We start from the raw sequence: 18,859 nt of genomic DNA on the forward strand, positions 1-18,859 counted from the left end.
GCGGCAAGCTCGTCATACGACGGACGCTCACTCCCGGACACCCGGCAATCATCGCAGAACAACGATCACCGGATGACCAGGACCTGACTAGTTACAATGAGGGTTCTAACCCTATTTGCCACTCACGACCCCCGTACGGAACCGCACATAGCGTTATCAATCGGACACCAAGTCCCCGAAAGGTGTCCCTTGTGGACAGTCGCCCCGTCTCAGCAGGAGCTCCTCGCCTGCCGCCAGGCGGCGAGCCGATAGTCCTCTCAATGCTGCGTGACCCCCGAATCCGGCGGCCGCCGCCACCGCGTTTAGTCCTCGTGGGGCCCCACGCACCGGTGACGGAGCTTTGGCCGGGTCAGGACCACCGGTTGGCGGTGAGTTTGAAGCTCGGCAGGTCGTCCATCGACATCATCGTCTCGTACAGCCGGTCGTACTGGGTCGAGGCGACCAGCCAGACGCCGTCCACGCGCCGGTAGGTGTCCTCGTAGAACGCCGCGCCCTCGATCACCACCCGGTGCTCGGGCACGATCACCTTGTCCCGCATCAGCCAGCTGCCCCGCGCGGTGTCGCCGTCGATGTCGATCTCCGGCTGCCCGGCGAAGTGCACCGTCGTGACGCCGGGCCCGACGGCGTTCCGCATGAACTCGATGATCGCGTCACGACCCTCGAAGTCCAGAGGCTTGCCATACGACGGCGTGCCGTAACGCGCGTGCGCGTCGGTGGTCAGGGTCTCGCCCATCTCGTCCCACAGCTTCAGATCGAGGCACCGGAGGTAGCGGGCTTTGAGGCGTCGGATCTCTTCGAGTGCGACCAAGTCCATGCCGACAGCGTCCTCCTCCCCTTGACCAAGCACAAGAACTTGTTCTACTTTTCTGATCTCCAACCACGGAGGTCCCGATGGTGTCCCCGGCATACGAGCTCACCCATCTCGAAGCACTCGAAGCCGAAGCCGTACACATCTTCCGCGAGGTCGCGGCGACGTTCGAACGGCCGGTGCTGCTGTTCTCCGGCGGCAAGGACTCGATGGTGATGCTCCACGTGGCGGCCAAGGCGTTCTGGCCGTCGCCGCCGCCGTTCCCGGTGATGCACGTCGACACCGGGCACAATTTCGACGAGGTCATCGAGTTCCGGGACCGCACCGTCGAGACCTACGGCCTCCGCCTCGTCGTCACCAGCGTCCAGGACGACATCGACGCGGGCCGGGTCGTCGAAGATCCCAAGGCTGGCCGGAACCGGCTCCAGACCGCCGCCTTGCTGCGGGCGATCCGCGAGCACGCGTTCGACGCCGTCTTCGGCGGCGCGCGGCGCGACGAAGAGAAGGCGCGCGCGAAGGAACGCGTGTTCAGCTTCCGTGACGAGTTCGGCCAGTGGGATCCACGCAACCAGCGGCCTGAGCTCTGGGATCTCTACAACGGCAGGCATCGCAAGGGCGAGCACATCCGCGTCTTCCCGCTGTCGAACTGGACCGAACTCGACATCTGGCAGTACATCGAGGCCGAGGGGGTCGACCTGCCGTCGATCTACTACTCGCATCGGCGGCCGGTGGTCCAGCGGGACGGGATGCTGCTCGCGCACACCCGGTTCCTCACCCTCGCGCAAGGCGAAACCCCTTACGAGGCAACGGTTCGGTTCCGCACCGTCGGCGACGCGACCTGCACCGGCTGCGTCGAGTCGACGGCGGCGTCGCCGAGCGAGGTGGTCGCCGAAGTCGCCGTCACCCGGCTCACCGAACGCGGCGCCACCCGCGCCGACGACCGGATCTCGGAGGCGGGCATGGAAGACCGGAAGAAGGAAGGCTACTTCTGATGGGCGCTTCGCAGCTTGTCCGGATCGCCACCGCGGGCAGCGTCGACGACGGGAAGTCCACCCTGATCGGACGACTGCTCTTCGATTCGAAGACGGTGTTCACCGACCAGCTCGAAGCCATCGAACGGACCAGCCGCGCCCGCGGCGAGGCGTATCCGAATCTGGCGCTGCTGACCGACGGCCTGCGCGCCGAACGGGAGCAGGGCATCACGATCGACGTCGCCCATCGGTATTTCGCCACCCCTAAACGAAAATTCATCATCGCCGACACACCGGGACACGTGCAGTACACCAGGAACATGGTCACCGGAGCGTCCACCGCGGACCTCGCGCTGATCCTCATCGACGCCCGCAAAGGTGTGCTCGAACAGTCGCGCCGGCACGCCTTCCTCGCGAGCTTGCTCGGGATCCCGCACCTTGTCCTGTGCGTCAACAAGATGGACCTCGTCGACTGGTCACAGGAACGCTTCGAAGAGATCCGCGAGGACTTCCGCCGTTTCGCCATGAAGCTTCAGGTGCACGACCTCACCTTCGTCCCGATGTCGGCCCTGCACGGCGACAACGTCGTCCATCGCGGCGCCAGTATGCCTTGGTACGAAGGAACTTCCCTGCTGCACCACCTCGAACAGGTGCATGTGGCCTCGGATCGCAACCTCGTCGACGCGCGCTTCCCGGTGCAGTACGTCATCCGCGAGCACAGCCGCGATTTCCGCGGGTACGCCGGCACCATCGCGGGCGGGGTGTTCAAACCCGGCGACGAGGTCACCGTGCTGCCGTCCGGATTCACCACGACGGTACGCGCGATCTGGGGCCCGGGTGGCACCCCGATCACCGAAGCCTTCGCCTCACAGGCCGTCACGATCGAACTCACCGACGACCTCGACCTCGGCCGCGGCGACCTGATCTGCCGCCCCGGCAACCGCCCGCACACCGGCCGCGACGTGGACGCGATGGTGTGCTGGTTCTCCGAGCAAGGCGCCCTCTCCCCCGGCTCGAGCTACGTCGTGCGGCACACCACCCGCGAGACCAAGGCCGAGATCCGCGATCTGGACTATCGCCTCGACGTCACCACACTGCACCGCGACGAGACCGCGAAATCCCTGTCCTTCAACGAGATCGGCCGAGTCCGGCTGCGCTCACGGCAGCCGCTGCAGTTCGATTCCTACCGTCGCAACCGGTCCACCGGTGGTTTCCTCCTCGTGGACGAACATTCCGGCGCGACGGTCGCGGCGGGCATGATCACCGGTCCGAGTGTGACGGCGTCGAACGTCGTCTGGCATACCGCCGCCGTCACCAGGGCGGAACGCGCGACGCGCGGGCTCACCGTCTGGCTCACCGGGCTTTCCGCCTCCGGGAAATCGAGTGTGGCCGTGGAACTGGAGCGGCGGCTGGTCGCGTCCGGCAGGCCCGCGTATCTGCTGGACGGCGACAATCTGCGGCACGGGCTGAACGGCAACCTCGGCTTCAGCCCGGCGGACCGCGCCGAGAACGTCCGGCGCGTCGCGGAAGTCGCGAAACTGTTCGCCGACGCCGGAGTGGTGTCGGTGGTCTCGCTGATCAGCCCGTACCAGGCCGACCGTGAACTCGCCCGCGCCGCACACGACGCGGCCGGATTGCCGTTTCTCGAAGTCTTCGTCGACACCCCGCTCGAAGTCTGCGAAGACCGCGACCCCAAGGGGATGTACGCGAAGGCGAGGGCGGGCGAGATCAGCGGGTTCACCGGGGTGGACGCACCCTACGAGCGGCCGGAGAGCCCGGATCTGGTGCTGACCCCGGAAAACGGGGACCCCGCCGCGATGGCCGCGCTGATCCTCGCCGCCCTGGAGTAGCTGAAGGACGCTTTCCCCGCATTACATGCGACGAAAGCGCCCTTCGCCGCGTCCTATGCGACGAAAGCGTCCTTCAGCCGCCGTTGGAGGCCCGGTACGGAGCGGTCGCGTAGGTGCGGGCCGTGGTGGCCGTCAGCTTTTCGACCGAACGGAACATCGTCTTCCCGAGCCGTGCCCGCGCCTTCAGCGCCGGATGCGTCGCGGCGTAGTCGTCCTTGTTGACCTCAGGGTCGCCCGCGAACGCACCGGAGGCGAACAGCGCGTAGGTCAGGATCGGCTTGCCGTCCGCACTGAACATCACCCCGGCCTCGTTGCGGCCGTCCTTGAACCAGCCCGCCTTCGTGGCGACCCGCAACCGCTCCGCCGAGGTCAGGTCGAGTCGCACGCCATCGGTGAAGGCGCTCAGCGAACGCAGAATGTTCAACAGGTACTCGGTGGACTTCGCCGAAAGCAGCGTCCCGCCGACCAGTTTCCGCAGCAACGTATGCGTCTCGGCCGGCGTGGTCTTGCCGAGGAAGAACCGGTTGGGATTGGCCACCGGCACCACCTGGGTGTGCACGAATCCCTTGCCGCGCAGGATCTCGTTGACTTCCGCGGAGGGGCACACCAGCCCGCACAGGCGGACAGCGGTGTTGTCGGACAGCGTGAGCAGCGCGGCCATCGCGTGCCCGAGGGTCACCGAACTCGGGTACGCGCCGTCGAGACCGAAGATGCCGTCGGTGTCCTTGATGACGATGTCGGCCGTGACGTCGACGCGCTTGTCCAAGGTGAGCAGGCCGCGGTCGATCTTGTCGAGTACCGCGGTGGCGACCGCGATCTTGTTGACGCTGTAGGCCTCGACGACCTCGTCGGCTCGCTCGGCGACGGCGGACACCAGGTTGCCGTCGGAGTCCGCGACGCTGATGGAGGACGACCAGGCCCCGCCCGCTTTCGCGGTTTCCCTGGCGTAGACCTGGGCGATCCGGCGTGCGGCGGCCGAGGCGTCGGCGGCGGCCGTGTCGACATCGGACTCGGCGGCACCGGCGGGCTGTGCCGTTCCGAGCACCGCGCCCGCGGCGGCGACGGTGCCGAGACCGAGCAGACGGCGGCGGTTGACGTTCGTATCCACCCAGGAACTCCCTCACCTCAAGCGAGCGTTTGTGAAGATCAACCTACCGCGTTCAGCCCGCCGGTGTGACGAATCCGGTGTCGTAGGCCTTGATGACCGCCTGTGTCCGGTCCCTCGCACCGAGTTTCGCGAGGATGTTCCCGACATGCGTCTTCACCGTCTGTACACCGAGATACAGCTCGCCCGCGATCTCCACATTGGACAGTCCGCCCGCCATCAGCCGCAGCACCTCGCGTTCGCGTTCGGTGAGCCCGGCGCCGGCGAGGGCGTCCTGCGGGGCTTTGTTCGCCCGCTGCGCGGCCAGCCGCCGGATCGCGGCCGGGAACAGCAGGGACTCCCCCGCCGCCACGGTCCGGATCGCCGCGACGATCTCCTCCGGCCGGGCCCGCTTCAGCAGGAAGCCGCTCGCGCCCGCCAGCAGGGCGTCATAGACGTAGTCGTCGTTCTCGAAGGTGGTCACCACGATCACCTTCGGCGGACTATCCATAGTGGACATCAGATGTGTCGTCGCGCGGATACCGTCGACCGAGGGCATCCGGACGTCCATCAGCACGACGTCGGGCCGGAACCGCGAGACCAGACCCGGCACCTCGGCGCCGTCGGCCGCCTCGCCGACGACCTCCAGATCCGGCTCGGAGGCGACGATCGCCCGCAGCCCGGCGCGGATCAGCTGTTCGTCGTCGACCAGCAGCACCCCGATGCTCATCGCCGGTTCCCCCATGGCACCGCCACCTCGACCTTCCACTGTCCGTCCGCGCGGCCCGCGGTGATCGTGCCGCCGAGCACGTCCACCCGTTCCGCCATTCCCCGCAGCCCCCTGCCGCCCCTGTCCCGTGACGGCGCCGCGGCGCCGAGCGGGTTGGACACCCGCAGCCGCAACAGATCCGGCCCGGCGTCGACGAGCACGGTCACCGGAACCTTACCGGCGTGCCGCAACGCGTTCGTCAGGCATTCCTGCAGGATCCGATAGGCCTCGCGGGAGACGACCGGCGGCACGGACGACGGTTCGCCACGGACCTCGGCCGCCACCTCCGCCCCCGCCAGCCGGGTCGCCTCGACCAGCGAGGACAGCTCCCCCAGCCCGGACTGCGGCGTCCGTGCGGACGCCTCCTCGCGCAGCAGCCCGAGAACGTGGTCGAGATCGTCCAGCGCGGCGCGGGCGGAGTCCTCGATCGCGGTGAGCGCCTGCTCGGTGAACTCCGGATCGGAGCGCAGGGTCCGGCGTGCGGCCCCGGCCTGGATGGTCACGACGCTGAGCGCGTGCCCGACCGAGTCGTGCAGTTCCCGCGCCAGCCGGTTGCGTTCGGCGAGCTGTTCGGTGCGCTTCTCCAGCTGAGCGATCCGTTCGGCGGCCGAGACGCCCAGGAGGCTCTTGGCACAGCGGGTCAGTACCGCGCCCGCTCCCCACACGACATAGGCCAACGCCACGACGCCGAGCAGGAACGCCAGCGGGATCCACGCGCTCGACCAGCCTTCCGGTACCACGATGGGGTCCTCTGTGGACAGTGCGATCCGGCCGGTGAACGGGGCCGCGATCGTGAAACCGAAGCCGACCGGCACGAACAGGCTCGCCAGGCTGACGACGCACCCGGTGCCCACGTGCAGCAGGTACATCGCGCTCGACCGGAGCCGGACGGGCCAGTTCGCCGCGGGTCCGAACGTCGCTCCCGGCACCGGGTCGTCCAGCAGTTCCCGCACGGCCGCGCCCTCCAGCACGCGCACGGCGGGGAGGAACGACGACGCGATCATCACCAGGACGACGGTGATCATCCCGATGGCGACCCCTCGCCCCAGCGTGACGACCAGCGGAAGCAACGAGGGCACCACGATGGCGGCGAAGAGCAGATACGGCACGCTGAGGGCGCCGCCGAGGATGAAATACACCCACCGGCGGTAGGTCGCCCGATCCGTGAGCGGGCCGAAAAGTCGCATGCGCTCTTTTTAGCCTGCGCCAGGCTCGCGTGGATCCCGCAGCAGTATTTCCGCGATCTCCCTCGCGAGAGTGACCCGGTGCGAGTCCCCGTCGATGCCGGTATGCGCCACAGCACCCTCCAGCAGCAGGAAGAGCTGCTCCGCGAGTCTCTCCGGATCGGCGGCCCACGGCGCGTCCTCGCGAAGGAGTTCGGCGAACTTCGCCCGCACCGCCGCCTTGTGCCGCCGGATCACGTCGAGTCCTGGATGTCCGGCGGGGAGTTCGGCGGCGGCGTTGAGGAACGCGCAGCCCCGGTCGCTCCCGAGCTTCGGATGGTCGACGTAGGCGTCGAAGACCGTCAGCGCCCGAGGCCGATCGGCTCCGGCCAGCTGCTCTTCGAGATAGGCCCACCAGACGTCGTGGCGACGCCGCAGGTACGCGACCGTCAGCTCCGTCTTCGATCCGAAGCAGGCATACAGCGTCTTCTTCGTGACACCGGCGGCCTCGGCGACGGCCGCGACGCCCACCGCGTTCAGGCCGTCCCGGTAGAAGAGCGTGCTCGCGGCACTCAGGACGCGCTCTCCGGCGGGGGTCAGCATGCCTCGACTATACCGATCGGTTGACCTGAGCGCTCGCAGCAGGAACACTCCATAGGTATACCGCTCGGTATACCTATGGAGGAGGACTAGTGGTTTCTTCGTACAAACGCGAGCTGACGCTCACCGCGGCGGGGTTGTCGCTGATCGCGGTCTCCTACGGCCTCGCGAGGTACGCGTACGGCCTCTTCGCGCCGACCCTCCGCACGGAGTTCGACCTCGACGGCGGCACGCTCGGCGCCATCGCGGCGGGCAGTTACGTCGCGTACTGCCTCGCCGTGGTCGCTTCGACCGCCATCACGGCCCGCCGGGGCGCGCGGGCGGGAGCGCTCGCCGCGGGGACGACCGCGACCGCGGGGACCGCCCTGATCGCGGCCGCGCCGAACGCCGCCCTTCTCGCGCTCGGCGTCGTCCTCGCCGGAGCCAGCACCGGACTGGCCTCCCCTTCGCTCGCCGACGCGGTCTCGCGCGTCGTCCGCGCGACCCGCCGCGACCGCGCCCAAACCGTGGTGAACGCCGGGACCGGGCTCGGTGTGCTGATCTCCGGGCCGGTCTCGCTGCTCGCCGTCGGCGACTGGCGGCTGGCTTGGTGGGCCTTCGCCGCCGCCTCGGCGCTGGTGACCCTGTGGATCGCCCGTGTCGTGCCGCCGGTCAGGGAGGAGAGCGAACGCGGGCTTCCGGACCCGCTGTTCCCGCCTGCCGCCGGACGGCTGCTGCCCGCCGCCGCGACGCTCGGGCTGGCCAGCGCGGCGATCTGGACATTCGGCCGGGACATCGCCGTGAGCGTCGGCGGGCTCGGCGAGACCGAGTCGACGGTGATGTGGATCGTCCTCGGGGCCGTCGGCCTGGCAGGCGCGTTCACCGCCGAACTGACCTCGCGGGTGGGGCTGCGGCGGGCCTGGTCGGCGGGGATGATCCTGCTCGCCGCCGCCACCGCGCTCTTCGCCATCGCCACGCGGTCGCTCCCGGCGCTCATCATCGCGGCGGCGCTCTTCGGCGCCGTCTACATCGGACTGACCGGCGTGCTGATCCTCTGGGGCACCAGGGCTTATCCGGCGTCGCCCGCTTTCGGCGTCGGCGCGGCCTTCCTGATGCTGGCGCTCGGCCAGGCCGCCGGGGCACCGCTCATCGGTTTCCTCGGCGACCTCGTCGATCTCCGCACCGGCTTCCTCGCGGCGGCCGCGATGGCCCTTCTCGGTGTCCTCTTCGCGCCCCGGGAGGCGACCACGACCTACAACTTCGGGGTCCGTTCCCTCTCAAGGGTGAGCTCCGTCCCGCCGGAGCGGGAATCCCGCGCGGGCCGCGCGTGATGTCCTCGTCGGCATGAACCTGCTGCTCGGCCTGCTCACCCTGCCCGTCTACGCGCTCATGCTGTGGCCGCTCGTGGTCGCCGCCCGCCGCGTGCTGGGGGTGCGGATCGGCGTGCTCCGCGCGTTGTGCGCGGCGGGCTTCGGCTGGCTCGTCGCCGGCGGCGTCCTCAGCGCGTTTCCCCGGCCGATGTACGCGGGCGGCGGCGCGTTCGCCGGGCTCGTCATCCCGGTGGCGGGCGGTGCTTTCCTGGCGACGCTGATGTTCCTGTTCGTCGCGGAGTTCGTCCTGCCGTCGGGTTCCGGGCCAGGGTTGATCGGCAGGATCCGCTCGCTGCGCCGTCGCGCGGCCAGGACGCGGCGCTACTCGCAGATCACCAGGATCGCGATCAAACACGGACTCGGCCGCTACCTCACCGGCCGCCGCGAACCCGGCCTCGCCCAGGTCCGGCACGCCAAGCCGGCGCGTTCGCTGCGGCGCGCGCTGGAGGAGGGCGGCGTGACCTTCGTGAAGCTCGGCCAGCTGCTCTCGACGCGGTCCGATCTGCTGCCGCCGGTGTTCATCGACGAACTGAGCAAACTCCAGGACCAGGTGGCCTTCGCCGACGCCGACGAGGTCGCGACGGTGCTGAAGGAAGAACTGGGCGGCGACCCGGACGAGATCTTCGCGGAGTTCGATCCGGAGCCGATCGCCGCCGCGTCGATCGCGCAGGTCTACCGGGCGAAGCTGCACGACGGGCAGGAAGTCGTGGTCAAGGTGCAGCGGCCGGGGGTGCAGGCGGTCGTGGACCGCGACCTCGACATCGTCCGCCGCGTGGCGGCCGCGCTGGACCAGCGTGCGGGATGGTCGCGCTCCCTCGGCGTCGTCGACCTCGCCGAAGGCTTCGCCGACGCGCTGGTCGAGGAACTCGATTTCCGGACCGAGGCCAGGAACATCAAAGCCGTCGCCGCCGCGTATCCCGGCACCGAGGTCGCGCTGCCGACCGTCCACAAAGCACTGTCCACCGAACGCGTCCTCGTGATGCGCCGCCTCGACGGCAAACCGCTCGCCGCCGCCAGGGACCAGGTCCCGATGGCGGAGCGGGCCAAGCTCGCGCGCTCGATGCTGCGGTGCGTACTCGGCCAGGTGATGGGCAGTGGCGTCTTCCACGCCGACCCGCATCCCGGCAACGTCCTGCTGCTCGCCGACGGCAGGCTGGGCCTGCTCGACTTCGGCTCCGTCGGACGGCTCGACGCGGGACTGCGCGGCGGGCTGCAGAACCTGATCCTCGCCCTCGACCGCGGCGACCCGGCCGCGTTGCGCGACGGCCTGCTGGAGATCGTCGACCGGCCGGACGAGATCGAGGAGCAGCGGCTGGAGCGGGCGCTGGGCGCCTTGGTCGCCAAGCATTTCAACCACGGACAGGCGCCGGACCTGGACATGTTCACCGACCTGTTCCGGGTGATCGCGGACTTCCGGCTCAGCGTGCCGCCGCCGATCGCCGCGGTGTTCCGCGCACTGGCCACTTTGGAGGGAACGCTGGCCGCACTGGCGCCGGGGTTCAACATCGTCGTCGAATCCCGCGCCTACGCCGCCGAACAGGTCGGTGCCGGATTGCGGCCGGAGTCGTTGCGATCCACCGCCACCAACGAACTGATGGCGCTCCTGCCGGTGCTGCGCCGCCTCCCCCGCCGCGTGGACCGGATCGGCAACGCGCTGGAACAGGGCAGGCTTTCGGTCAACGTCCGGCTCTTCTCCGACGAACGCGACCGCGACGTGGTCACCGGCCTGGTGCACGAACTCCTGCTGGCCTTCGTCGGCGCGGCCACCGGGCTGATGGCCGTGCTGCTGCTGGGCAGCGCGACCGGCCCGGAGATGCTGCCCGGCGTCACGCTGCACCAGATGTTCGGCTACAATCTGCTGGTGGTCAGCGCGCTGGTGGGACTGCGACTGCTTTTCGTCGTTTTCCGGCGGAGCGGACAACGGTCACGATCGCCCCGATGACCCCGAGCACGACCAGCCCGATCCCGGCGAGCATGAGGTACCGCGCTTGGACGAATCCGGTGTCGGACACCGGATCCCCTGGCAGACCGGCCTCGACGAAAGCCCTCGTCTGCGGGAAGGGATCGGCGTTGATGTTCCGGCCGAGACCGACGACGACCCCGTGCACCTTCGTCAGGGGAACGGCTCCGTTACCCGGCATGTCGACGTAGATCCGCGAGTCGCGGGAATTGTTCCGCTGATCGCCTGCCAGGAACACCGAGTCCGGCGGCACCAGGACACTGAACGGCCGGTACTCCTCGCGCCCGTACCCGTTGTCGTCCTCGGTGTACGGTTCTTTGACCGGCTTCCCGTTGACGGTGATCAGGTTGTCCTTGGTGCAGCAGACGACCTGGTCACCGGCGACGCCGATCACCCGCTTGACGGCCTGGCCTTCGCCGGGAGCCGCGTCCGGATACGCGGAAAGATCCATGAGGACGACCGCGCCGCGCGGGATGTCGGGCACGTCGGCCCAGCGGTACAGCACGATCGTCTCCGGCGGGATCGTCGGCGTCATCCCGCCGCTGGGGACGGTCACCATCTGATACCCCAGCAGCGTCCAAAAACCGTAGCCTCCGGTGCCCACGCCGACGATCGCCACCAGGACCATCACGAGCAGGAGCGTGGAGAATCTTCGCTTCGGCCCGGGTCTGTCGGCGGGCGGAGCGGGGAAGTCCGTTTCGGTCACAGGGCACCCTAGCGCCGGGAACCGACAGTTTCCGGCGAACGCTCAACCTCGGGGCGCGTACATGATGATCCCGACCCCCGCCAGGCAGATCAACGCGCCGATGACGTCGTAACGATCCGGACGATAGCCGTCGGCGACCATGCCCCACGCCAGCGATCCCGCGACGAACACTCCCCCGTACGCGGCGAGAATGCGGCCGAAGTTCGCATCGGGCTGCAGGGTCGCGACGAAGCCGTAAAGGCCCAGCGCGACGACACCCGTGCCGATCCAGAGGTAACCGCGGTGCTCGCGCACGCCTTGCCAGATCAGCCACGCTCCGCCGATCTCAAGGAGTGCGGCGAGCACGAACAGGGCGATGGACCGGATGATCATGACCGGAGCCTAGGACGGGGAGCGGCGCGGCGATTCCACGACCACCCTGGCCCACGCCTCGCGCAGCATGGAGGGGCTGAAGGACGCTTTCCCCGCATCTCATGCGAGGAAAGGCGCCTTCAGCCACGCAGCCGGTACAGGGCTCGCGAGTGGTAATGACCTTTTCTGGCCGTGAAGGACTCCTTGAGGGACTCTGACTTCCTCAAGGGGAACCCGCACTTGTGTACCTACGCCTGACCTGTACGAGGGTGGTTCCGCGGGCATCGTCGCCCCGTCTCACCTCTTGATCACGACCGGTGGACCGGCGATCGAGCGGGAAAGATTCCGGACGCTCAACGTCCGGAATCTTCCCCACCCGGACCACCCCGGCAAACCCGCACAAGCCCCACACCAGTAGGCAGACAAAGACGAGTCCTTCACAGACCGGTCGCGCGACGAGACGCGGTATAGAGCGTTATACAAAGCCCCCGAAGCGCGTGAAGGCCCCCTTCCCTCGGCTGAGCCGAGGGAAGGGGGCCTTCACGCGCAAAAGCGAGGGTCAGACGGTGAAGCCGAGGGCCCGCAGCTGTTCGCGGCCGTCCTCGGTGATCTTCTCCGGACCCCACGGCGGCATCCAGACCCAGTTGATCCGGAAGTCCTTGACCAGGCCCGTTCCGCCGCCGACGAGCGCGGCACCGGTCTGGTCCTCGATGACGTCGGTCAGCGGGCAGGCCGCGGACGTCAGGGTCATGTCGATGGTGGCGGTGTTGTCCGGTTCGACCCGGATGTCGTAGACCAGGCCGAGGTCGACGACGTTGATGCCCAGCTCCGGGTCGACGACGTCGCGCATCGCCTCTTCGAGGTCCTCCACCTTCGCCACTTCGGCGGTGCCCGGGGCGGTGGCGGTCTCGGCGTCGAGGTCGGCGGCTGTGCGCCCCTCGCGGGTTTCGGTCTGCTGTTCGGTCATGCCGTCTCAACTCCGTTGGTCGTGCGGGCGACGGCGTCCTTGAACGCCATCCATCCGAGCAGGGCGCATTTCACGCGGGCCGGGTACTTGGCCACGCCGGCGAAGGCGATGCCGTCCTCCAGCACTTCTTCGTCCGGCTCGATCTGACCCTTGCCCTGCATCAGCTCGACGAAGGCGTCCATGGTGGTGAACGCCTCCTCCACGGTGTGCCCGACGACGAGATCCGTCAAGACCGACGTGGACGCCTGGCTGATCGAGCAGCCTTGGCCCTCGTAGGAGACGTCGGCGACCTTCCCGCCGTCGACCTTCACCCGCAGCGTCACCTCGTCGCCGCAGGTCGGGTTGACCTGGAACGATTCGGCGTCGAACGGCTCGCGCAGACCGCGGCCGTGCGGGTTCTTGTAGTGGTCCAGGATGATCTCCTGGTACATGCTTTCGAGGTTCATCAGGCCACCCCGAAGAACTTCTGCGCCTCGCGCACACCGTTCACCAAAGCGTCCACTTCGGACAGTGTGTTGTAGACGTAGAACGAAGCGCGCACGGTCGCCGGGACCGAGCAGGCCCGGTGCAGCGGCCACGCGCAGTGGTGCCCGACGCGGACGGCGACACCGAGGCTGTCCAGTACCTGCCCGGAGTCGTGCGGGTGCACGCCGTCGATGACGAACGACACCAGCCCGCCGCGGTCGGTCAGGTCGGTGGGGCCGATGATCCGGACGCCGGGGATCTCGCCGAGTCCGGTCAGCGCCGCCTCGGTGAGGAGGTGTTCGTGCGCGGCGACCCGCTCCATGCCGATCGCCGACAGGTAGTCGGCGGCCGCGCCGAGGCCGACGGCCTGCGACGTCATCGGGGTGCCCGCCTCGAACCGCTGCGGCGGCGCGGCGAAGGTGGTCTGCTCCATCCGGACCAGCTCGATCATCGAACCGCCGGTCAGGAACGGCGGCATCGCTTCGAGCAGTTCACGCCGTCCATAAAGGACACCGATTCCGTACGGGCCGACCATCTTGTGCCCGGCGAAAGCGGCGAAGTCGACGTCGAGATCGTGGAAGTCCACCGGGAAGTGCGGGACCGACTGGCAGGCGTCCAGTACGACCAGCGCGCCGACCTTGTGCGCCTTCTCCGTGAGGAACTTGACCGGGTTGATCGTGCCGAGCACGTTGGACTGGTGCGTGAACGCCAGCACCTTGGTCCGCTCGGTGATCAGCTCGTCCACATTGGACAGATCGAGACGGCCGTCGGGGGTGACGGAGAACCACTTCAGCGTCGCACCGGTGCGCTGGCAGAGCTGCTGCCACGGCACCAGGTTCGCGTGGTGCTCCATCTCGGTGATGACGATCTCGTCGCCGGGCCCGATCTTGAACCGCTCGGCCCCGGGACCGGCCGTGGCGGCGTTGCTCATCGCGTAGGCGACGAGGTTGATGCCCTCGGTGGCGTTCTTGGTGAACACCAGCTCGTGCGGGGAGGCGCCGACGAACTCCGCGATCCGCACGCGGGCGGATTCGTAGGCGTCGGTCGCCTCCTCGGCGAGCTGGTGCGCGCCGCGGTGCACCGCGGCGTTCGAGGTCTCGAGGAACCGGCGCTCGGCTTCGAGCACCTGCACCGGTTTCTGGGACGTCGCACCGGAATCCAGATACACCAAGGGTTTCCCGTCCCGAACGGTCCGGGTCAGGATGGGGAAGTCGGCCCTGATGGCCGCTACGTCCAGCGGTACAGCAGAGTTAGCCGTGGTGGTGGTCATCGGGCCAACTCCTCTCGGTGTAGTCGTGAATTTCCAGGATCAGACGGCGGCGGTCTCGGTGGAGCCGGTGTACTTGACGTACCCGTTCTCCTCCAGCTCGTCCGCGAGCTCACGGCCGCCGGACTCGACGATCCTGCCGCCGGCGAAGACGTGCACGAAGTCGGGCGTGATGTGCCGCAGGATCCGCGTGTAGTGCGTGATCAGCATGACGCCGGCGTCGTTGTTCGACTTGAACTCGTTGACGCCTTCGGACACGACGCGCAGCGCGTCGACGTCGAGGCCCGAGTCGGTCTCGTCGAGGATGGCGATCTTCGGCTTGAGCAGCGCCAGCTGCAGGATCTCGTGGCGCTTCTTCTCGCCACCGGAGAAGCCCTCGTTCACCGAACGCTCGGCGAACTCGGACGAGATCTCCAGTTTGCCCATCTCCTCCTTGACCTCCTTGACCCAGTGACGCAGCTTGGGAGCCTCGCCACGGACCGCGGTGGCCGCGGTGCGGAGGAAGTTGGACATGGACACGCCCGGAACCTCGACCGGGTACTGCATGGCGAGGAACAGGCCCGCGCGGGCGCGCTCGTCGACGCTCATCTCGAGCACGTCCTCACCGTCGAGCAGGACCTGCCCGGAGGTGACTTCGTACTTGGGGTGACCGGCGATGGCGTAGGACAGCGTGGACTTGCCCGAACCGTTGGGGCCCATGATCGCGTGGGTCTCGCCCGACTTGATGGTCAGGTTGACGCCCTTGAGGATCTCCTTGGGGCCCTCCTCGGTCGTGACCGAGGCGTGCAGATCCTTGATTTCCAGCGTAGGCATTTCTTTCCTAAAGTCTGATGTGGACGGACGAGGGCTTAGACGCCCACGGCTTCGAGTTCGGCTTCGATCGCGGCCTCGAGACGCTCGCGCACCTCGGGAACGCCGATCTTGACCAGGATCTCGTGGAAGAACCCGCGTACGACCAGTCGCCGCGCGGCGTCTTCGCCGATTCCGCGCGACTGAAGGTAGAACAACTGCTCGTCGTCGAACCTTCCCGTCGCGCTCGCGTGGCCGGCGCCTTCGATCTCGCCGGTCTCGATCTCCAGGTTCGGGATCGAGTCCGCCCGCGCGCCCGGCGTCAGCACCAGGTTGCGGTTGAGCTCGTAGGTGTCGGTGGCCTCGGCGGCCGCCCGGATCAGCACGTCGCCGACCCATACGGTGTGCGCGCCGTCGCCCTGCAGCGCGCCCTTGTACATCACCCGCGACTTGCAGTTCGGCACCGCGTGGTCGACGAAGAGCCGGTGCTCCTGGTGCTGTCCCTCGTCCGCGAAGTACAGGCCGAGCATCTCGACGTCGCCGCCCTTGTCGGCGAAGGTCGCCGTCGGGGAGACGCGGACGAGGTCACCACCCAGGGTGATGACGATGTGCTTGAGGCTGGCGTCGCGGCCGAGCTTGAGGTGCTGCTCGGAGACGTGCACCGCGTCGTCGGCCCAGTCCTGGACGCTGACCACGGTCACGTTCGCCGAATCGCCGATGACGAACTCGACGTTGTCGGCGTAGGTGCCCGAGCCGGTGTGGTCGAGGACGATCACGGCCTCGGAGAACTGCTCGGCACGCACCTGCACGTGCCCGTAGGCGACCTTGCCCTCGCCGGGGCCGGTGATCTTCACCGTCGACGGCTTCGACGTCTTCGTCTCCTTGGGCACCGTCATGACGGTGGCCTCGGTGAACGAGGAGTAGGCCTGCGCGGCGATCCGGTCGCTCGGGACGCCCGCGGCGCCGAGGCGCTCGTCGTCCCGGCCGACCGTCTCGATCTTCAGTTCAGGTGCGGCGTCGGCGTCCACTGTGGCCGAACCCGAAGCGGCGGCGGACCCGTCGTGCAGGCCGCGCAGCCGCTTCATCGGAGTGAAACGCCAGTTCTCCTCACGGCCGCCCGGGACCTCGAAGGCCTGGACGTCGTAGGAGGTGAAGCGCTCCGCGCGGGACGTGGCCGGAATGACCACGCCCTCGCGCATCGCTTCGGAAACGTTGTTCTCGGTAACCGACATGACTAGCCGACGGACCCTTCCATCTGAAGCTCGATCAGGCGGTTCAGCTCGAGCGCGTACTCCATCGGCAGCTCACGCGCGATGGGCTCGACGAACCCGCGCACGATCATCGCCATGGCCTCGGCCTCGTCGAGACCGCGCGACATGAGGTAGAACATCTGGTCTTCGCTGACCTTCGAGACGGTCGCCTCGTGGCCCATCGAGACCTCGTCGTTGCGGATGTCGACGTACGGGTACGTGTCCGACCGCGAGATCGTGTCGACCAGCAGCGCGTCACAGACCACGCTGGACCGCGAGTGGTGCGCCCGCTTCGCGACCTTGACCAGGCCGCGGTAGGAGGTGCGGCCACCGCCACGCGCCACCGACTTCGACACGATGGTCGAGGAGGTGTGCGGCGCCAGGTGCTCCATCTTCGCGCCGGCGTCCTGGTGCTGGCCTTCGCCCGCGAACGCGACCGAGAGAACCTCACCCTTGGCGTGCTCGCCCATCAGGAAGACGGACGGGTACTTCATCGTGACCTTGGAACCGATGTTGCCGTCGATCCACTCCATGGTCGCGCCCTCTTCGCACTTGGCGCGCTTGGTGACCAGGTTGTAGACGTTGTTCGACCAGTTCTGGATGGTCGTGTACCGGCAGCGGGCGCCCTTCTTCACGATGATCTCCACGACCGCCGAGTGCAGCGAGTCGGACTGGTAGATCGGCGCGGTGCAACCCTCGACGTAGTGCACGTAGGCGTCTTCGTCGACGATGATCAGGGTCCGCTCGAACTGACCCATGTTCTCGGTGTTGATCCGGAAGTAGGCCTGCAGCGGGATGTCCACCTTGACGCCCTTGGGCACGTAGATGAACGAGCCGCCGGACCACACCGCGGTGTTCAGCGCGGAGAACTTGTTGTCCCCGGCCGGGATCACGGAGCCGAAGTACTCCTTGAAGATCTCCGGGTGCTCCTTGAGCGCGGTGTCGGTGTCCAGGAACAGGACGCCCTGCGCCTCCAGGTCCTCGCGGATCTGGTGGTAGACGACCTCGGACTCGTACTGCGCGGCGACACCGGCGACGAGGCGCTGCTTCTCCGCCTCGGGGATGCCCAGCCGGTCGTACGTGTTCTTGATGTCCTCGGGCAGGTCCTCCCAGGAGGTGGCCTGCTTCTCCGTGGACCGCACGAAGTACTTGATGTTGTCGAAGTCGATCCCGGAGAGGTCCGCACCCCAGTTGGGCATCGGCTTCAAGTCGAAGAGCTTGAGCGCCTTCAGTCGCGCTTCGCGCATCCACTCCGGCTCGGACTTCTTCGAGGAGATGTCGGTGACGACGTCCTCGTTCAGTCCGCGACGGGCGCTAGAGCCCGCCTCGTCGGAGTCCGCCCAGCCGAACGCGTACTTGCCAAGGGACTCGATGGTCTCTTCCTGGCTCATGGGCGCGGTGGTGGGAGTGCGCTGCTCGGCAGCGGCAGTCATGCGGGTTTCCCTCCATTCGGGATCCGTGCTGTGCGCCCCGAAGAGGGCGCCGTGCTTCCCGGCCGGGATGTGGCCGGTCGACCCGTCGAAGCGACGGGTACGTGTGTGGTGCACGCGTTGTCACCGCGTGCGATGGTCGCGAGCCGCTGCACGTGTGTACCCAGCAGCTGTGCGAACGCCTCGGTTTCGGCTTCACACAACTGGGGGAACTCGGCGGCGACGTGGGCGACCGGGCAATGGTGCTGGCAGAGCTGTTCGCCCGCACCGACCTGACGGGTCGACGCAGCGTAACCCTCCCTGGTCAACGCCGCAGCGAGGGCCTCCGCGCGCACGGTGGGATCCGCGTGCTTGGTGATCGCCTCCCGATGCGGGCCGACGAGGGAGGCGACACGAGCTTCAGCGAAGGCCTTCACGGCGTCTTCGCCCGCGTGCTCGGCGAGGAACCGGATGGCCGAGGACGCGAGGTCGTCGTAGGCGTGCCCGAACCGGGCTCGGCCCGTTTCGGTGAGCGAGAAATTCTTGGCGGGACGGCCTCGTCCGCGCGGGCCGCGGCGGGGCGCGTCGCGGGTCTCGGCCTCGCCGTCGGCCAGGAGCGCGTCGAGGTGCCGCCGGACGGCCGCGGCGCTGATCCCCAGCTGCTCGGCGACCACGACGGCGGTCATCGGACCCTGCTCCAGCAGCAAACGGGCCACTTCGTGCCTGGTCCGACCCTCGGGACCGACCTGTGCGGGGACAGGCTGGACCTCGGCGCGGAGCATGTCGCCACCGGCCTCGTCCTGCGTCCCCGTCTTTTTCACAACACAAGTGTGACGTATTTCCGGGGAGACGGCAAAGAGGGGTGCCTCACGGAGTGGCGCGCGTCACATTGGAGCTGAAGGACGCTTTCCCCGCATGCGATGAGACGAAAGCGTCCTTCACCGCGTCGCATGCGGTGAAGGACGCTTTCAGCCCTCGGTAACCACGTACCCGTTCAGTCTGTTCCCGGCATCGCTACCCTTCGTGCGTGGCAGTGGGCGAGCACCCGGCGGGGCGGGACACGGACGAGGCACGGCCCGGGGAAGCTTCAGCGGCGGGATC

The 18,859-nt window shown here is 68.2% G+C and carries 18 protein-coding genes; 4 read left to right on the forward strand and 14 right to left on the reverse strand.

Annotation, left to right across the window (positions count from 1 at the left end; translation table 11 throughout):
* Positions 1 to 349 precede the first annotated feature (349 nt).
* Positions 350 to 814 carry a nuclear transport factor 2 family protein gene (locus ACZ5ZX_RS40940; RefSeq protein ID WP_465507392.1) on the reverse strand — a complete coding sequence of 155 codons (465 nt, stop codon included), beginning with the start codon at positions 812 to 814 and terminating at the stop codon, positions 350 to 352.
* A gap of 77 nt (positions 815 to 891) precedes the next feature.
* Here ACZ5ZX_RS40940 and cysD point away from each other — a divergent pair, with 77 nt between their 5' ends.
* Complete coding sequence (cysD, locus tag ACZ5ZX_RS40945) at positions 892 to 1,800, forward strand: sulfate adenylyltransferase subunit CysD (RefSeq protein ID WP_465507393.1); 909 nt, start codon at positions 892 to 894, stop codon at positions 1,798 to 1,800.
* Positions 1,800 to 3,629, forward strand: a complete 1,830-nt coding sequence (gene cysC / locus ACZ5ZX_RS40950) for an adenylyl-sulfate kinase (protein WP_465507394.1) — start codon at positions 1,800 to 1,802, stop codon at positions 3,627 to 3,629. The genes cysD and cysC overlap by 1 nt, the downstream gene beginning before the upstream one ends.
* A 73-nt stretch (positions 3,630 to 3,702) precedes the next feature.
* Here cysC and ACZ5ZX_RS40955 read toward each other — a convergent pair whose 3' ends face one another.
* Genes ACZ5ZX_RS40955 through ACZ5ZX_RS40970 form a run of 4 tightly spaced genes read right to left on the reverse strand, consistent with a single transcriptional unit; the run spans position 3,703 to position 7,248 of the window.
* Positions 3,703 to 4,737, reverse strand: a complete 1,035-nt coding sequence (locus ACZ5ZX_RS40955) for a serine hydrolase (RefSeq protein ID WP_465507395.1) — start codon at positions 4,735 to 4,737, stop codon at positions 3,703 to 3,705.
* A 52-nt stretch (positions 4,738 to 4,789) separates the two neighbouring features.
* Complete coding sequence (locus ACZ5ZX_RS40960) at positions 4,790 to 5,458, reverse strand: response regulator (RefSeq protein WP_465507396.1); 669 nt, start codon at positions 5,456 to 5,458, stop codon at positions 4,790 to 4,792.
* Positions 5,440 to 6,669 (reverse strand): sensor histidine kinase, encoded by a 1,230-nt coding sequence (locus ACZ5ZX_RS40965; RefSeq protein WP_465507397.1) that lies wholly within the window; start codon positions 6,667 to 6,669, stop codon positions 5,440 to 5,442. The genes ACZ5ZX_RS40960 and ACZ5ZX_RS40965 overlap by 19 nt, the downstream gene beginning before the upstream one ends.
* 9 nt (positions 6,670 to 6,678) lie before the next feature.
* A complete protein-coding gene (locus ACZ5ZX_RS40970; RefSeq protein ID WP_465507398.1) occupies positions 6,679 to 7,248 on the reverse strand; it encodes a TetR/AcrR family transcriptional regulator in 570 nt (189 codons plus the stop codon).
* Positions 7,249 to 7,337: 89 nt separating this feature from the next.
* Here ACZ5ZX_RS40970 and ACZ5ZX_RS40975 point away from each other — a divergent pair, with 89 nt between their 5' ends.
* On the forward strand, positions 7,338 to 8,555 hold the full coding sequence (locus ACZ5ZX_RS40975; RefSeq protein WP_465507399.1) for an MFS transporter: 1,218 nt from the start codon (positions 7,338 to 7,340) through the stop codon (positions 8,553 to 8,555).
* Between the two features lie 13 nt (positions 8,556 to 8,568).
* Positions 8,569 to 10,536, forward strand: a complete 1,968-nt coding sequence (locus ACZ5ZX_RS40980; protein ID WP_465507400.1) for an ABC1 kinase family protein — start codon at positions 8,569 to 8,571, stop codon at positions 10,534 to 10,536.
* Here the strand turns inward: ACZ5ZX_RS40980 and lepB are convergent.
* The 9 genes from lepB to ACZ5ZX_RS41025 form a co-directional block, all read right to left on the reverse strand.
* A complete protein-coding gene (gene lepB, locus ACZ5ZX_RS40985; RefSeq protein WP_465507401.1) occupies positions 10,460 to 11,260 on the reverse strand; it encodes a signal peptidase I in 801 nt (266 codons plus the stop codon). The two genes, ACZ5ZX_RS40980 and lepB, sit on opposite strands and share 77 nt — an antisense overlap.
* Positions 11,261 to 11,302: 42 nt before the next feature.
* Entirely contained in the window at positions 11,303 to 11,632 is a 330-nt protein-coding gene (locus ACZ5ZX_RS40990; RefSeq protein ID WP_465507402.1) for a YnfA family protein, read from the reverse strand.
* Between the two features lie 538 nt (positions 11,633 to 12,170).
* A complete protein-coding gene (locus ACZ5ZX_RS40995; protein WP_465507403.1) occupies positions 12,171 to 12,578 on the reverse strand; it encodes a metal-sulfur cluster assembly factor in 408 nt (135 codons plus the stop codon).
* On the reverse strand, positions 12,575 to 13,024 hold the full coding sequence (gene sufU / locus ACZ5ZX_RS41000) for a Fe-S cluster assembly sulfur transfer protein SufU (protein WP_037320992.1): 450 nt from the start codon (positions 13,022 to 13,024) through the stop codon (positions 12,575 to 12,577). The genes ACZ5ZX_RS40995 and sufU overlap by 4 nt, the downstream gene beginning before the upstream one ends.
* Positions 13,024 to 14,313: a cysteine desulfurase gene (locus tag ACZ5ZX_RS41005; RefSeq protein WP_465507404.1), complete on the reverse strand. Its 1,290-nt coding sequence runs from the start codon at positions 14,311 to 14,313 to the stop codon at positions 13,024 to 13,026. Before ACZ5ZX_RS41005 ends, sufU begins: the two co-directional genes overlap by 1 nt.
* 39 nt (positions 14,314 to 14,352) lie before the next feature.
* Positions 14,353 to 15,123 carry a Fe-S cluster assembly ATPase SufC gene (sufC, locus tag ACZ5ZX_RS41010; protein WP_465507405.1) on the reverse strand — a complete coding sequence of 257 codons (771 nt, stop codon included), beginning with the start codon at positions 15,121 to 15,123 and terminating at the stop codon, positions 14,353 to 14,355.
* A gap of 35 nt (positions 15,124 to 15,158) precedes the next feature.
* On the reverse strand, positions 15,159 to 16,331 hold the full coding sequence (gene sufD / locus ACZ5ZX_RS41015) for a Fe-S cluster assembly protein SufD (RefSeq protein WP_465507406.1): 1,173 nt from the start codon (positions 16,329 to 16,331) through the stop codon (positions 15,159 to 15,161).
* A gap of 2 nt (positions 16,332 to 16,333) precedes the next feature.
* Positions 16,334 to 17,782 carry a Fe-S cluster assembly protein SufB gene (gene sufB, locus ACZ5ZX_RS41020; protein ID WP_037320983.1) on the reverse strand — a complete coding sequence of 483 codons (1,449 nt, stop codon included), beginning with the start codon at positions 17,780 to 17,782 and terminating at the stop codon, positions 16,334 to 16,336.
* Positions 17,779 to 18,579 carry a helix-turn-helix transcriptional regulator gene (locus ACZ5ZX_RS41025; RefSeq protein ID WP_465507407.1) on the reverse strand — a complete coding sequence of 267 codons (801 nt, stop codon included), beginning with the start codon at positions 18,577 to 18,579 and terminating at the stop codon, positions 17,779 to 17,781. The genes sufB and ACZ5ZX_RS41025 overlap by 4 nt, the downstream gene beginning before the upstream one ends.
* Positions 18,580 to 18,859: the final 280 nt, after the last annotated feature.

It is taken from the genome of Amycolatopsis sp. NPDC033938 (assembly GCF_055575975.1).